The organism is Streptomyces sp. NPDC043896 (genome assembly GCF_056435605.1).
In genome coordinates, this window is sequence record NZ_JBWKEE010000003.1 from 64,618 (window position 1) to 79,119 (window position 14,502).

Here is a 14,502-nt window from a genome sequence, read left to right on the forward strand (position 1 = left end):
CGGCCCCGCCGGCGCCGTGCGCGGGGGCCGTGCCGGTGCCGGGCGCCGTCAGCGGGCGGCCGGGTGCGCCTCCGCCCTGGCCTCCGCAGGCTCCGCCGGGGCGAACTGGAGGGGGTGGGACACCGAGCGCGGGCCGCGGACCCGGGTCCCGAAGACGACGATCTCGCAGCCCGGCGCGACCCGGCAGTCGACCGCGCGCCCGTCGATGGAGGTGAAGGTCGCCGAGAGGCCGACGGTCTCCTCCAGCCGCCCCTGATCGGTGGTGGCCGGGGGGCGGCCGCGCGAGCGGCAGCCCGTGGCCTCCGTGGAGCCCGTGACGCACTCCAGGACCACCGAGTGGTACTGCGGTTCGTAGCCGCGTCCGGTGACCTGCACGGACTGGCCGTCCACCAGGCCCCCGGACGGATCCACCCGGACGGTGGGAGCCGGCTCCAGCTCACCGTACGGCCGGAAGCGCAGCGGGACGGTGGTGAGGACGGCCCTGGTGTTGTCCGTCAGGGCCAGCCGGCACGGGTGCTCGACGGTGGCGGTACGGCAGTCGAAGGTGCCCGCGCCGGTCGCGAGCTGCGCGTACAGCTTTTTCGGCGACAGCGGCAGGGTGCCGTCCGGCAGGACGCGGAACTGCCGCCCGGTGGCCTCGTCACAGGCCCCCGCCACCGTGACCGGGGCGCAGAGCTCGACCCATACGTACGCCTTGGGCGGACCACCCTTGACCGAGAACCCGACGATGTCCCCGTCGAGCAGGCCGCCGGTCCGCTTCACCAGCAGCTGCGGTGCCGCGGGCACCGCTTCCGCCGCACCGCCCGTGGCCAGCCCGGCCCCGGCCAGGGCCACCACGAGCCCGGCTCTTCCGAGAGCCCCCCACAACCCCATCGCTGCCCCCTTCTGCCCCGCCTGTCGGGTCGAAGGGGATCCTTCTGCCGCGCGGCCTCGCCCGCAAGGACGCGATCAGGCCAGACCCGGAGGGCGGCGTCGCCGCGGGATCAGCTTCCCGGGGAATCCGGCAGCCGGCGCAGTTCGAGCAGCGCGACCGCCACCTTCACCCCGGTGGAGACCGTCAGGGCCTGGAGGAAGGGCATGCCCATGAGCCACAGGGCCACCATCATCACCGTGAGCACCAGGAACGCGGGCACCAGGCTGGTGCGCGTGAGTACGGTCCTCAAGCGCCCGGCCGCGCTCCGGCGCCGGTCCGCCGCGGCGTCCGGACGCGCGGCGAGGCCCTTCTCTTCGGCCTGCGGCATCGTTTCCCGCCCTTCGCTCGTCCACGTCCGGGCCCCCTGTCACCGTCAACGAGCCTGGGGGGCGGCGCGGCGGGCCGCCACCGCTGCCGCCCGCGGCGCGGCCATCCGGCGTGAGGGTTCACCTCACCGGGCCGACGCCGGGCGACGCCTGCGACGCCTGCGACGCCGCACGGGACGTCATCCGGCGGGGATGTCCCCGGCCTCCCAGCGGAGCAGGTCGCCCGGCTGGCATTCGAGCACCTCGCACAGCGCCGCGAGCGTCGCGAAGCGCACCGCCTTGGCACGGCCGTTCTTGAGGACGGCCAGGTTGGCGGGCGTGATCCCCACCCGGTCCGCGAGCTCGCCCACGGACATCTTCCTCCGGGCCAGCATCACGTCGATGTCGACGGCGATGGGCATCAGATCACCTCGTCCAGTTCGGCCCGCATCTCCGCCGCCTCGGCGTCGCGCGCGACGGCCTGGGCGAGCAGCATCCGCAGCACGAGCACGATGAGCGCGACCCCGAGGATCGCCACGCCGATCCCGGCCATGATGACGGTGACGCCCGGATCCTCCCGCTGGCCCGGGGCGTGCAGGGCCGTGACCGCGAACCACAGGAGGGCGGCGGCGACGATGGCGCCGATCACGCCGTCCACGTACCGGAAGGCGGCGTGGGAGAACACGGTGCCGCGCCGCACCATCGTCACCAGCCGCCCTACGCAGACCAGGGCGACCTGGGCCGCCACCATGCCCAGGACGGTGATCAGGCGCAGCGGGGTCAGCGGGAGCGACCCGTCCTCCGGGTCGTTCCCGCTGACCAACGTCCACACCATCAGCACCTGTACGAACACCGTGCCCGCCAGCACCACCGCGAGCACGGCGCGGAGCGCACCCACCGTCAGTTTTCCCATGACCCACCCTTCCATCGACTTACGATGGGAATCTATCGAAAGTCGATAGGTCAGGGCAAGGGGAAGCCGGAGGAGCCGGGGCGACTCCACGCCTCAGGGGCGGACCGGCCAGGGATAGACCACTCCGGTGAGGCGTTCCGAGAGGGTCCACAGCCGGCGAGCCGTGGCGGCGTCCCGCATGGCACGCTCCCCGTCGCGCAGGACGGGTTCACCGCGGAGCTGGAGGGGCCCGTCGGGGACGACGTAGCTCCCGCCGGGCAGGCCGGCGACGGTCGCGGCGTACAGGGAGGTCTTGGCGCCCTCCGGTGTGGGGCGGAAGGCGCTGCGCAGGAGCAGCCGCACGAGGGTCGCGTAGGCGCGGCCTCGGGTGCCGTTGGCGCCGCCGGTGAGGACGTTGGAACGGGTGAGCCCGGGGGCGACGGCCATGCTGCGCAGCCCCAGCCCGGCACCGTCGGCCCTGCGCTGGAGTTCCGTGGCGAAGTAGAGGTTGGCCCGCTTGGACTGGATGTAGGCGTACAGGGCCCGGTAGCCGCGCTCGGCGTCGAGGTTGTCCAGGTCGAAGCGGGCGAACCGCTGGCCCTCGCTGCTGACCGTGACCACGCGCGGGTCCGGGGCGGCCAGCAGGCGGGGCACGAGGAGGCCGGTCAGCGCGAACGCGCCGAGGTGGTTGACGCCGAAGTGGGACTCGAAGCCGTCGGCGGTACGGGAGAGCGGAACCATGGCGATGCCGGCGTTGTTGACCAAGAGGTCCAGGCGGTCGTGCCGCCACTCCTCGGCGAAACGCCGGACGGAGCGCAGGTCGGCGAGGTCGAGGAGGCCCAGTTCGGCGCGGGCACCGGGGACTTCGGCCCGCAGGCGTTCCACGGCGTCCTGTCCGCGCTCGCGGCTGCGGCAGGCGAGGACGACGTGTGCTCCCCGGCGGGCGAGTTCGCGCGCGGTGACGTAGCCGATGCCGCTGTTGGCGCCGGTGACGACGGCCAGGCGCCCGGACTGGCCGGGAATGGAATCCGGCGTCCAGCGGCCGCGCGGCGAGGGACGGGGGGCGGGGGCGGACGTTCCGGGATCACGGGTCACGGGGATCTCGATCCATGGGTGGGTGGCGTGGTCGCGCGCAGGGCAGGGCAGGGCAGGGCAGGGCAGGGCCACATCGCAACAGGAAGTTGCAATACCCTGATGCTGTCGCACATATCCCCGATAACGCAACTAGGAGTTGCAATGCAGTCTGCCGGGACGCCCCCCGGGCGTGGCCCCGCCGTCGGGCGGGGCGGCAAGATGCGTGCCGCCGTGCTGGCGGCGACCATCACCGAACTCGCGGAGACCGGGTACGCCGCGCTGACGGTCGAAGGCGTCGCCCGGCGGGCCGGCGTGCACAAGACGACGGTCTACCGGAACTGGAAGACGTCGGACGGTCTGGTCGTGGAGGCGCTGACCGGCCACTTCGCCACGGACGTCCCGATCCCCGACACCGGGGCTGTGGAGAGCGACCTGCGCGCCCTGGCCCGCTCCCTCGTCGCCACCATGACCGGCAGCACGGGCAGGGCCCTGCTGGCCACCGTCCTCTCGGACGCCGTGCGCCTGCCGCAGCTCGCGGAGGTCAAGCGCGCGCTCTTCGAGGACCGCTTCCGCCGGGCGGAACCCGTCGTCACCCGAGCCGTCGAGCGGGGCGAACTCCCGGCGGAGACCGACCCGGCCGAGCTGGTCAAGGCCCTGGTCGCGCCGATCTACTTCCGCCTGGTCCTGACCGGTGAGCCCGTCGACGAGTCGACCGCGGACCGGGCGGTGGCGGTGGCGCTGGCCGCCGCGCACGCCCGCGCGCTGCCGGCGCCGTGACCCGCGCACGGGCCGGGCCGGGGGTCAGCCCGGCATGGCCGCCACGGCCGCGCGGGCGATCTCCCTGGCCTCGTCGCGGCACCGCTCGGGCGGGTGCTCGTCCCCGGAGAGGATCACCTGGACGACGAGGTTGCCGTCCCGTACGTAAAGCCGGCAGCCCTCGTCCTGGCCGCCGGGCCCGTACCAGTACGCGGCGTCGCCGGCCCCGAGCCCGGTCTCGGGTTCCTCGCCGCTGCCGGTGCCGCCGAAGTCCTCGCGCTGGCGCTCCGTCGCGTTGCCCCGGGTGTCGGTGCTGCGCTCGAGGTCCCAGCCGACGATCGCGTGCGGGTCCGGCGGCTGGTACGTCCCGCCGCCCTCCACCTCGTACGGCGCCGCGTACCACTCGCACCGCGTGGACGCCCTGAAGGTGCTCTCGTTGTAGACGTCCTTGTCCTTCCGCCGCTGCACGGCCGGCAGCGGCAGTGTGCCGGCCGCCTCCTCGCAGACCGGCATCTTCGTGTACGCGTCCGGCACGCCGGAGCCGCCCAGCGGGGAGGAGCCGGAGTTCGCCAGCCAGTACGCGCCCCCGCCGAGCGCCGCCGCCACGAGCACCCCGGCGGCCGCCAGGACGGCGGGCCTGCGCGGGCGGCCCCGGCCCCGGCCGCCGGCCCCGACGGGCTGCGCGGCCCGCGTCAGGACGGCCGTCGGCGGCACCGGCTCCGGCCGGCGCTCGGCGAGCGTACGGTCCGGGTCGGCCAGCAGCCGGCCGATGTCCGCCTGCTGCTCCGCGATCATCCGCCGCACGGCGGGCGGCCAGCCCCCGCCTTCCCCGGCCACCACCGGGCCGAGGAGCCGGAGCACCTGCTCCGCGGCCGGCCGGGCCGACGGCTCCTTGGCCAGGCACCACTCGACGGCGTGCCGCAGCCGCCCCGGCGGTACGGCCGCCAGGTCCGGCTCCGCGTGCACCAGGTTGAACAGCGTCTGGAGGGTGGAGGTCCCGGCGAAGGGGCTGCGGCCGGTGACGGCCAGCGCGAGCACCGAGCCGAGGGAGAACACGTCGCTGGCCGGGGTGAGTTCCTTGCCCTCGGCCTGCTCGGGCGACATGAACGCGGGCGAGCCGACGACCAGGCCGGTCCGCGTCAGCTCGGTGCCCTCCCCGCCCTCGGCCGCCCGCGCGATCCCGAAATCGATGACGCGGACACCGTCCCGGGAGAGCAGCACGTTGTCCGGCTTCAGGTCCCGGTGGACCAGCCCGACCCGGTGGATCTCCGTCAGGGCCGTCGCCAGCCCGGCCCCGAGGCGCCGTACGGTCTCCTCGGGCAGCGGGCCGGAGTCCTCGACCGCCGCGCCCAGCGCGGGCCCGGCCACGAACACTGAGGCCAGCCAGGGGGTTTCCGCGTCCGCGTCGGCGTCCATGACGGCGGCCGTGTACGCGCCGGAGACCTTGCGGGAGGCGGCGACCTCACGGCGGAAGCGGGCGCGGAAGGCGTCGTCGGCGGCGAAGCGGGCGTGCACCTGCTTGACCGCGGCCAGCCGCCCGTCGGGAGCCGCGCCGAGCAGTACGCGGCCCATGCCGCCCCGGCCCAGCTCGGCGAGCAGCCGGTAGGGGCCGGTGGTGAGCGGGTCGGACTCCCGCAGCGGCCTCATCGCTTCGCCACCAGCGACGGGGCCGACCGGGCCACCCCGCGCAGGGTGTCCTCGCAGGCGGCGCCCGCCGGGTGGTTGGGGCCCTTCAGGGAGAAGAAGAGCTCCAGGTTCACGTCACGCGCGTACAGCACGCAGCCGTCCTGCTTCTTCCGCTTCGTCTTCCACATGCCCTCCTCGACGAAGCCGAGGGCGGTGTCGCGCCGGACGCCCCCGCGGATGTACATGCCCTCGTAGCTCCGCTTCGACTGCTCCGCGCCGGTCTTGCCGCCGGGCCGGCTCGTGTAGAGGTCCCATTTGACGTACATCTCGTCGCCGGACCGGCTGTGCCAGACGCAGAAGATCTGCGGGTACTTGATCCCGTCCGGGTTCGTCCCCTCGACGAAGACCGTGCCGCTGCCCGACCGGATGTCGAAGCCCGCGGGCACCGCCACCCTGCCCCGGACCTCGTCGCAGGTGCCCGGGAGCGGGCCCGCGTACGTGTCGGCGACCTGGGACAGCGGGACGGCGCCGGGCGTCGGGACGCCCTCGGGCACGACCGCGTAGTAGACCTCGTCGACGACCGGCCGTCCGAACGTCAGCAGCGCGGCGACGAGGGCGGCCGCCGAACCCGCCGCGACCAGCAGCCGGGTCCGCCGGGTCCGGCGGCGTCGCGGTTCCCCGGCCCGGCCGGCGCCCGGCCGCTGCGGAGCCGGTTCCGGGGCCGGTGCGGCGACCAGCCGGGCGATCTCGGCGCGCTGGGCGGCGATCAGCGCGTTCACCGGCTCCGGCCAGGGCCGCGCGGCGGGCGCGATCGCGCCGACCACGGCGAGCAGCTCGCGCGGGGTCGGGCGGGCGGCCGGGTCCTTGGCCAGGCAGGGCCCGATGACGCCGCGCAGCGCGGGCGGTACGGCGGACAGGTCGGGCTCGGCGTGGAGGAACTCGTGCAGCAGCCGGGGCACGGAGGCCGCCGCGAAGGGGGCGCTGCCCGTGCAGGCCATGACCAGGGTGGCACCGAGGGAGAACACGTCGGCGGCCGGGGTGAGTTCCTGCCCGAGGACCTGCTCGGGGGACATGAAGGCGGGCGACCCGATCAGCGCGCCGGTGTGCGTGATCTTCGTCTGGTCCCCGACGGCCCGCACGATGCCGAAGTCGAGGACGCGCGGGCCGTCCTCCGCGAGGAGCACGTTGGACGGTTTGAGGTCGCGGTGGATCAGCCCCGAGGCGTGGACGTCGGCCAGGGCGTGCGCCAGCCCGGCCGCCAGCCGCCGCACGGCGTCCTCGGGCAGCGGCCCGGCCGCCGCCACGGCTTCGCCCAGGGTGGGGCCGGGCACGAACTGCGAAGCCAGCCAGGGCGTGGGGGCGTCCGGGCCGGCGTCGACGACGGGGGCGGTGTAGGCGCCGGACACCTTCCGGGAGGCGGCCACCTCCCGCCGGAACCGGGCGCGGAAGCCGTCGTCCTCGGCGAGCTCGGCATGCACCTGTTTGACGGCGACGAGCCGCCCGTCGGGCGCGACCCCCAACAGGACGCGTCCCATGCCGCCTTGGCCCAGCTCTGTGACGACCCTGAACGGGCCCGTGTCCCCCATGGACAAAGGATCATACGAAGGCGGGCCCCGACGCAGGTCCCGAATGCGACGGGGCTCACGGGAAATCAGGCCACGCCGGGAACAAAGGGTGACGGGAACTGTCACCTTTGGGGTGGACCGTAGTGCCATGGACAACGACATCACCACCCAGCACCCCGACCGGCACCCCGACCGGCAGCGCCCGCTCACGGGGCGGATCGCGCTCGTCGCCGGGGCCACCCGGGGCGCCGGACGCGCCCTCGCCGTCGAACTCGGCCGCGCCGGCGCCACCGTCTACGTCACCGGCCGCACCACCCGCGCGCAGGCCAGCGAGGTCGGCCGGACCACGGAGACCATCGAGGAGACCGCCGAACTGGTGACGGCCGCCGGCGGCACCGGCATCGCCGTGCCCACCGACCATCTGGACGAGGACCGGGTACGGGCCCTCGTCGAGCGCATCGACCGCGAACAGGGACGTCTCGACGTCCTCGTCAACGACCTCTGGGGCGGCGAGCACCTGATGGCCGGCTCGGTCTTCGGCAAGAAGAGCTGGGAGACGCCGCTCGCCGACGGACTGCGCATCCTGGAGCTGGGGGTGCGCTCGCACGTGATCACCGCGGCACTCGCCCTCCCGCTCCTGATCCGCTCGGACGCGCCGCTGCACGTGGAGGTCACCGACGGCACGGCGCGGTCCAACCGCCGGTACCGGGAGAACCTCTACTACGACCTCGCGAAGAACGCCCCGATCCGGATCGCGTTCGGACTCGGCGAGGAACTGGCGGAGTACGGGGGCACGGCCGTCGCGGTCACCCCGGGGTTCCTGCGCTCGGAGCAGATGCTCGGCCACTTCGGCGTCACCGAGGAGAACTGGCGCGACGCCGTCGCCCGGGATCCGCACTTCGGCATCGCCGAGTCGCCGTACTACCTCGCACGCGGGGTCGCCGCGCTCGCCGCCGACCCGGACCGGGCGGCGCGCTGGAACGGGAAGTCCGCCTCCAGCGCGGACCTCGCCAAGGTCTACGGCGTACGGGACGTGGACGGCAGCCGCCCGGACGCCTGGGCGTACTTCGAGGACGTCTGGTACGGCGGGAAGGAAGCATCGGCGGACGACTACCGCTGATCCTCCGCCCCCTCCCCGTACAGGGCGGCAAGGGCCCGCGCGTGCTCGCGGAAGCGGGCGCGCAGGTCCCGCGGCGCCAGTACCTCCGCCTCCGCGCCCAGCTCGGCCAGCTGGGAGAAGGCGACGTCCTGCGACTCCGCCGGCACGTCGAGGGTGACGCGCCCCGACGCGTCCGGAGCGGACGCCGACGCCAGCGCCTCGCCCACGCCCGCGGGATCCACCACGGCGGGCAGGCGCCGCAGGCCCCGCTCCGTGACGCGTACGGTGACGGTCGTCCGCAGCAGTTCCCGGGCGAACGCGGCCGCCTGCTCCCGCCAGTGCGCGGCCAGGTCGAAGGACGGGTCTCGGACGAAGGGTTCCTCCGCGCCGGGAGCCGGGGACAGGGCCGTGACCCGGTCGACGCGGTAGGTGCGCCAGGCACCGGCCCGGCCGGGCCGCTCCTGCGGGACCCGGCCCACGACGTACCACACCCCGGCTTTCAGGACGAGCCCGTACGGCTCCAGCAGCCGGGTCACCGTGTGCGGCGGCGTGCCGTCCCGGCCGGGCCGCGCGTAGCCGAGCTCGACCGTGCGGTCGGACCACACGGCACGGGCCAGCTCGGGCAGCAGCTCCGGTGCCGACGGCTCGCGGAACCAGGCCGGCGCGTCGAGGTGGAAGCGGCCCACCGACGACTCGGCCGCCGCGCGCACCGAGGGGAGCAGCGTGGCCGACAGCTTCAGCCGGGCCGTGTCCGCCGCGCCCGAAAGCCCGAGGTCGCGCAGGGCCGAGGGCAGCCCGGAGAGGTAGAGCGTCTCCGCCTCGGTGGGGTGCAGCGTGGTGAGCCGGGTCCGGTGGCCCGGTGCCAGGTGGTAGCCGCCCGCACGGCCGCGCTCGGACCGGATGGGGATGCCCGCTTCCTGGAGCGCCTGGGCGTCGCGGATCACCGTGCGCTCGGACACCTCCAGTTCCCGGGCGAGGGAAGCGGCGGTCAGACCGGGGTTCGACTGGACGAGGAGGGCCATGCGGATCAGGCGGGCAGCGCGCATCGCCCAAGGATCGTGGACCCTGCGCCTCAGCACCAGTCCCGGCCCGCGGGCGGGCCCGACGCGGGCAACGGGCTGGCGGAGAAGGCGGGTTCGGGTCCAGTCTGAGGGCAACCGGGAGGGGTGGTCCGTGGTGGAGTTCGGCGCGGTGTCGGTCGGAGCCGCGTGGTTCCTGTTGCTCGTCGCCGCCGTGCTGCGCCTCCGCCCCGGCGTGGGGCCGGTGCCCGACCCGCTCGGCCGGCCGCTGACACCCGTCGAGACGGGCCTGCTGCGCGGCGGCGGCCCGGGTGCGGCGCAGACCGGGCTGGTCGAGCTGTACCTGGCCGGTTCCGTCGGGGCCGGCCGGCGGCGCACCGTCCGGCCCGTCGGGGCCGGCCTGCCGCGTGGCTCTTCGGCGGTGGCCCGCGCCCAGTTCCACGCGCTGTTCGGCTCCCTGCACCCGCGCCGCCTGTACCGCCTTGACCGGGTGCGGGCCGCCGTCCAGGAGGTGGCCGCGGAACTGGAACGGGCCGGGCTGGTGGTGTCGCGGCGACGGGTGCGGGTCGTACGGGGCCTGCTGCTCCCGGTCTTCGCCGCCGCTCCCCTCGGGGCCGCCGCGGGCGGGCAGACGGCGGGGTGGCTGCTGCTCGGCCTCCTCGCCGACGCCGGCGCGGTGGCCCTGTGGGTGTGGCCCCGGCGGACCCTGCGCGGCGCGGCGCACCTCGCCCGGCTGCGCCGGTGTCACGCGGAGGCCCGCCGGGCGTCCGAACGCCGGCCGGACGTCCTGCTGCTGAGCGTCGCGCTGTTCGGCGCCCCGGCGCTCCGCACCCAGCTCCCCCGGTTCACCGAGGAGAGCGGGCTGCTGACCCGCCCCCCGAGGGAGCCGATGGACCGGGGCGGCGGCTCCGGCGAGGCGTTCATGAGCTGCGGGGGCTGACGGGCCGCGCCCGGTGGGAGGCGGGCTGTGGCCGGCTGCCGCGCCGGGCGGCGTGTCGTACCCGTGTGAGACGTTTCGCCGAGTACCGGACCCGGAGGACCAGGAGAAATTCCTTCACCGGGCTTCCTCCTCGCTCTCCGTGCGGTCAGGGGGACGCGACCGGCGTGACGGCCCGGCTCCGGAGGAGCTTCTTGTCCGGCTTGCCCGCGTCGGTCAGGGGCAGCGCGTCGGCGAAGACGATGCTCGCGGGCTCGTACATGGCGCCCTTGCGCTCCCGGACCACGGCCCGCAGTTCCTCCGCCCCGACGTCGCCGTCCGGGGTGCGGACGACGACCGCGTGGACCCGCTCCACGAGGCTGGCGTCGGGGACCCCGAACACCGCGCTCTGCAGGACCTGCGGATGGGAGTTGAGGACGTCCTCCAGCTCCACCGTGTACACGTGGCCCCCCACCACCACGATCATGTCCTTCAGCCGGTCCACGATCGTGATGTAGCCGTCCTGGTCGACGTACCCGATGTCGCCGGTGTGCAGCCAGCCGTCGCGCAGCACCTCCGCGGTGAGTTCGGGCTGCTTCCAGTAGCCCTGCATCACGTGGGGGGAGCGGACGCAGATCTCGCCGTGCTCGCCGGCGGGCAACTGCCGTCCGCCGGCGTCACGGACGGACACCTCGACGCCCTCCATGGCCTTTCCGGCGGTCCGCAGCAGCTCGGGTCGTCGCGGATCGTGGTCCTGCGGGGAGAGCACGCTGATGCCGCCCGCTTCGTTCTGCCCGTAGAACTGGTTCAGTACGGGGCCGAAGCGCCGGACGGCGGCCGCGAGGCGGGCCGGGGAGGAGGCGCAGCCGCCGTAGGTGAGCATGCGCAGGCTGGAGGTGTCGGTGCGGTCGGCGTCGGGGTGGTCGGTCAGCTGGTAGAGGAGCGGCGGCAGCAGGAACATGTGGGTGACGCGTTCGCGCTCGACGGCGGCGAGCACGGCGCCGGGCTCGAACCCGTCCTGCAGGACCACGGTGCCGCCGTGGCGCAGGGTGCTGTCCGCCATCAGGCCCGCCGCGTGCGCGAGGGTGGTGCACACGAGGGCCCGTACCCGCCCTTCCCCGGACCAGTCGGGGCCGGCCGACGCCCACTGCTCGAAGGTCGTGCAGATGGCCTTGGGGTGGCCGGTGGTGCCGCCCGTGTGGCGGATGGTGCAGATGTCGTGCGGACGCGCCTGCCCCTCCAGGACGCCGGCGGACTCCTCGGCGGCGAGTCCCACCAGGTCCGCGCTTCCTTCTGCGCCTCCGCCGCCTCCGCTGCGTCCGCCGCCTCCGCCGAGGACGAGTACGCGGTCCAGCGGCACCCGCCGGGCCAGGCCGGCGGCGCGCTCCCGGGAGGCGGGGTCGGCTATCAGGGTGCGGGTCTCTACGTCCCGGAGGATGGCGGCGTGCACGTCGGCCGAGAGTCCGGCGTAGAGGTGGTTCACGGCGCAGCCGAGCAGCCCGGCGGCGTAGCGGGCCGCGAGGGTCTCGGGCAGGTTCCCGGCGAGGAGGGTGACGGTCTGGCCGCGAGCGACCCCGAGGGAGCGCAGCGCGCGGGCCATGCCGTGGACGAGGCCGTGTAAGTCGCCCGCGCTCACGCGCCGGTCCCCGTGCACGACGGCATCCCGGTCGGGTTCCTTCTCCAGGGCGTCGAGGAGCTCCTCCACGTGGCTGTGGAAGCGTCCGGTGGTGTGGTCCATACCCATTCCCTATTGGTTGACTTGAGCAACTAGTGGGAGGGTATCGGCCGGTGATCCACACCCCCAAGCCGGACGCCGACATCCGGCCACGCCGCGCGCCGCCGCCCGGCCGACGGGCCACTGGTTCGCGAAGTGCCAGGTCACGCCGGTCCTTCCGCGGCCGAGCGGCGCTTCGTCTCCGGAACGCGCCGCGCGTGAGGGCGAGGCCGCGCCGTCCCGGCACCGGGGGCCTCGTCAACGGCCGTCGCCGTCATGGACTTTCGCTCATCCGAGACGACGGGCTTCCTCCCGCTGCCCGTCGACGGACATCCGGACGCCGACGTGCCGGGACCGGACGCCACGGCGGTGCCGCCACCCTTGACGGCCCCGCCGCACGCTCCGGGACGGGCGGAGCGGAAGGTGGCCGAACCCTTGCCGGCCGCGAGGGATCCGGTACGGCGTCCCGTCCGCTCAGCCCGGCCGGTTGCCGCGCCGGCGGGCGGACCACCGGGCCATGAGCTCGGCGGGGGTGCGCGGCAGGGGCGCCGGTTCGGCAGGTCTGCGTTCCCGCGCCGTGAGGGGGACGGACGGCATCAGGTACAGGTCGCCGCCGGCCTCCAGGACGCACAGGGGTTCCCCGCCGGGGATGTCCGTACTGCCGAGGCGGACGGTGAAGGGCCGCGCGGTGCCGTCGGATCCGGTGGTCTCGCCCCGCATCTCCGTCGTCGCCCCGCGCCGCGTCGGTACGGACACCACCACCTTGCCGTCCACCAGCACCTCGGCCCGGCGACGCGGAGCGGCCCACACGACGGTGATCGAGTGTCCGTCCTGGTCGAGGTGGAAACGGTGGTGACGGGCCTGGGCCATCGCGGCAGCCTCCCGGGGTGCGCTGCACTTCCAGCCTAGTCCGGCGGCCCCCGGAGCGGCGGTCATCCCTCGCCGCCGCCGAGCTCCCGTTCCATGACGGCGCGGAAGCGGCGCGCGGGGCGGCCGGTGAGGAGCCGGACGGAGTCGGTGACCCGGTCCTCGGCCCCCGAGGCGATGGCCCGGTCCATGTCGGCGAGCAGCGCGGCGAACTCCTGCGGCATCAGCGCGGCGAGCCGGTCGCGCATCTCCCCGTGGGGCAGGGGCCGGTGGGTCACGGTCCTTCCGGTGACCTCGGTGAGGACCGCGGCGACGTCGTCGTAGCCGAGGGTCTCGGGCCCGGTGAGCACGAGGTCGGTGTTGGGAGCGCGTACGCCGGTCAGGGCCCGGGCGGCCACGGCGGCGATGTCCTCGGCGTCGACGAAGCCGACCCGGCCGGTCCCGGTGGCGGTGTGGAGGACGCCGTCGGTACGGATGCTCCGGGCGTGCATGTGGCCGCCCGTGAAGTTCTGCATGAACCAGGACGGCCGCAGCACGGCCCACTCGTCGAAGAGCCCCGGCAGCGCCTGGTGCACCTGGCCCACGGCCGGGCCGCCCGCCGGGACGGAGGAGGCGCTCAGCAGCACCGCCCGCCGGACCCCCGCGGCGCGGGCGCGGCGCAGGAAGGGCAGGACGACGGCCGCGGGGTCGGGATCGCCCACGGGCGGGACCACGTACACGCGGTCGACACCGTCGAGGGCGGCGGCGTGGGTGCCGGGCTGGTACCAGTCGAAGGCGATCGCCGCGGCGCCCGGCACCGGGGTGGCCTTGCGGCCGGCCGCCCTGACCGCGTGACCGGCGGCCGTCAGGCGCGCGCAGACGCGGCTGCCGGTGGTCCCGGTGGCGCCGGTGACGAGCGTGGTGCCGGTGGCGGGGGCCGCGCCCGGTCCGGCGGCCGGCCCGGTGGCCGGTCCGGCGCCCGGTCCGGCGGCGGGATCCGCCGGGGCGTTCGGTGCGATCGGGGCGGTCCGTGCGGGTACGGACATGGGTATCCTCCGTTCCAAGGAATGCGGACCTCGGGTCCGCTTCACCGAGGACGATACGGACCCCTGGTCCGCTTTTCAATCGGAGGCACCCGTGACCCCGCCCGAGCCCGAACGCAGGACCCGCAAGGACGCGGCCCGCAACCGGCAGGCCGTACTGGAGGCCGCCGACGCCCTGTTCGCCCGCTCCGAAAGCCCCGAGGACCTCACGATGGCCGACATCGCGGCGGCTGCGGGAGTCGGCAAGGGCACCCTCTTCCGGGCCTTCGGCGACCGCGCCGGCCTCCTCCGGGCGCTGTACGAGGCCCGGCTCGAACCGGTGCGCGCGGCGGCGGAGGCCGGCCCCCCGCCCCTCGGGCCCGCCGCTCCCCCGCAGGACCGCGTACCCGCCCTGCTCGACGCGATCCTGTGCTTCAAACTCGACAACCGCGTCCTGGCCCTGGCCCTGGAGGAGTCAGGGAGCAGCGGCACCCCGTACCAGGCCGGGCACTACGACATGTGGCACGGCCTGCTCCGGTCCGTGCTGGACGAGGTCCCCGGCCTGACCGAACCCGGCTTCACCGCCCACGCCCTGCTGGCCGCCACCCGCGCCGACCTCGTCGAGCGGCTGGCCGGCGGGGAGGGCGTACCGCGCGAGCGGCTGCGGGCCCAACTGGCGGAGTACGCCGCCAGGGTGGTGGCGGCGCGGTAGGCGGAGCGGCGGTGGCCGCCGGGGCGGCGGGAGACGGCGGGTC

At 75.2% G+C, this 14,502-nt stretch carries 15 protein-coding genes; 4 read left to right on the forward strand and 11 right to left on the reverse strand.

Annotated features, from left to right (window positions below):
* Positions 1–48: 48 nt before the first annotated feature.
* The 5 genes from AC069X_RS05005 to AC069X_RS05025 all read right to left on the reverse strand — a co-directional run bounded on the left by AC069X_RS05005 (position 49) and on the right by AC069X_RS05025 (position 3,205).
* Positions 49–837 carry a neocarzinostatin apoprotein domain-containing protein gene (locus tag AC069X_RS05005; protein ID WP_478725217.1) on the reverse strand — a complete coding sequence of 263 codons (789 nt, stop codon included), beginning with the start codon at positions 835–837 and terminating at the stop codon, positions 49–51.
* Positions 838–983: 146 nt separating this feature from the next.
* Complete coding sequence (locus tag AC069X_RS05010; protein WP_478725219.1) at positions 984–1,241, reverse strand: hypothetical protein; 258 nt, start codon at positions 1,239–1,241, stop codon at positions 984–986.
* Between the two features lie 177 nt (positions 1,242–1,418).
* Entirely contained in the window at positions 1,419–1,640 is a 222-nt protein-coding gene (locus AC069X_RS05015) for a helix-turn-helix domain-containing protein (protein ID WP_478725221.1), read from the reverse strand.
* A complete protein-coding gene (locus AC069X_RS05020) occupies positions 1,640–2,131 on the reverse strand; it encodes a DUF2975 domain-containing protein (protein ID WP_478725223.1) in 492 nt (163 codons plus the stop codon). Before AC069X_RS05020 ends, AC069X_RS05015 begins: the two co-directional genes overlap by 1 nt.
* Positions 2,132–2,224: 93 nt before the next feature.
* Positions 2,225–3,205, reverse strand: a complete 981-nt coding sequence (locus AC069X_RS05025; protein WP_478725225.1) for an oxidoreductase — start codon at positions 3,203–3,205, stop codon at positions 2,225–2,227.
* Positions 3,206–3,346: 141 nt separating this feature from the next.
* Between AC069X_RS05025 and AC069X_RS05030 the strand changes: the two genes are divergently transcribed.
* Entirely contained in the window at positions 3,347–3,961 is a 615-nt protein-coding gene (locus tag AC069X_RS05030) for a TetR/AcrR family transcriptional regulator (RefSeq protein ID WP_478725227.1), read from the forward strand.
* A 24-nt stretch (positions 3,962–3,985) separates the two neighbouring features.
* Here the strand turns inward: AC069X_RS05030 and AC069X_RS05035 are convergent, their stop codons facing one another.
* Entirely contained in the window at positions 3,986–5,587 is a 1,602-nt protein-coding gene (locus AC069X_RS05035; RefSeq protein ID WP_478725228.1) for a serine/threonine-protein kinase, read from the reverse strand.
* Complete coding sequence (locus AC069X_RS05040; RefSeq protein ID WP_478725230.1) at positions 5,584–7,152, reverse strand: serine/threonine-protein kinase; 1,569 nt, start codon at positions 7,150–7,152, stop codon at positions 5,584–5,586. The genes AC069X_RS05035 and AC069X_RS05040 overlap by 4 nt, the downstream gene beginning before the upstream one ends.
* Before the next feature lie 127 nt (positions 7,153–7,279).
* Here AC069X_RS05040 and AC069X_RS05045 point away from each other — a divergent pair, with 127 nt between their 5' ends.
* The gene (locus tag AC069X_RS05045; protein WP_478725232.1) at positions 7,280–8,251 is read left to right on the forward strand and encodes an SDR family oxidoreductase; all 972 of its coding nucleotides are present in this window, start codon (positions 7,280–7,282) and stop codon (positions 8,249–8,251) included.
* On the opposite strand, the gene AC069X_RS05050 is transcribed toward AC069X_RS05045, so the two are convergent.
* A complete protein-coding gene (locus AC069X_RS05050; RefSeq protein ID WP_478725234.1) occupies positions 8,242–9,276 on the reverse strand; it encodes a helix-turn-helix transcriptional regulator in 1,035 nt (344 codons plus the stop codon). The genes AC069X_RS05045 and AC069X_RS05050 overlap by 10 nt on opposite strands.
* A 127-nt stretch (positions 9,277–9,403) precedes the next feature.
* Here AC069X_RS05050 and AC069X_RS05055 point away from each other — a divergent pair, with 127 nt between their 5' ends.
* Entirely contained in the window at positions 9,404–10,189 is a 786-nt protein-coding gene (locus tag AC069X_RS05055; protein WP_478725236.1) for a TIGR04222 domain-containing membrane protein, read from the forward strand.
* A gap of 145 nt (positions 10,190–10,334) precedes the next feature.
* Here AC069X_RS05055 and AC069X_RS05060 read toward each other — a convergent pair whose 3' ends face one another.
* From AC069X_RS05060 to AC069X_RS05070, 3 genes are all read right to left on the reverse strand, one after another.
* Positions 10,335–11,903: an AMP-binding protein gene (locus AC069X_RS05060; protein WP_478725238.1), complete on the reverse strand. Its 1,569-nt coding sequence runs from the start codon at positions 11,901–11,903 to the stop codon at positions 10,335–10,337.
* 450 nt (positions 11,904–12,353) lie between these two features.
* Positions 12,354–12,749 carry a hypothetical protein gene (locus tag AC069X_RS05065; protein WP_478725240.1) on the reverse strand — a complete coding sequence of 132 codons (396 nt, stop codon included), beginning with the start codon at positions 12,747–12,749 and terminating at the stop codon, positions 12,354–12,356.
* A 62-nt stretch (positions 12,750–12,811) separates the two neighbouring features.
* The gene (locus AC069X_RS05070; protein WP_478725242.1) at positions 12,812–13,771 is read right to left on the reverse strand and encodes an NAD(P)H-binding protein; all 960 of its coding nucleotides are present in this window, start codon (positions 13,769–13,771) and stop codon (positions 12,812–12,814) included.
* Positions 13,772–13,862: 91 nt separating this feature from the next.
* Here AC069X_RS05070 and AC069X_RS05075 point away from each other — a divergent pair, with 91 nt between their 5' ends.
* Complete coding sequence (locus AC069X_RS05075; RefSeq protein WP_478725244.1) at positions 13,863–14,459, forward strand: TetR/AcrR family transcriptional regulator; 597 nt, start codon at positions 13,863–13,865, stop codon at positions 14,457–14,459.
* Positions 14,460–14,502 lie beyond the last annotated feature (43 nt).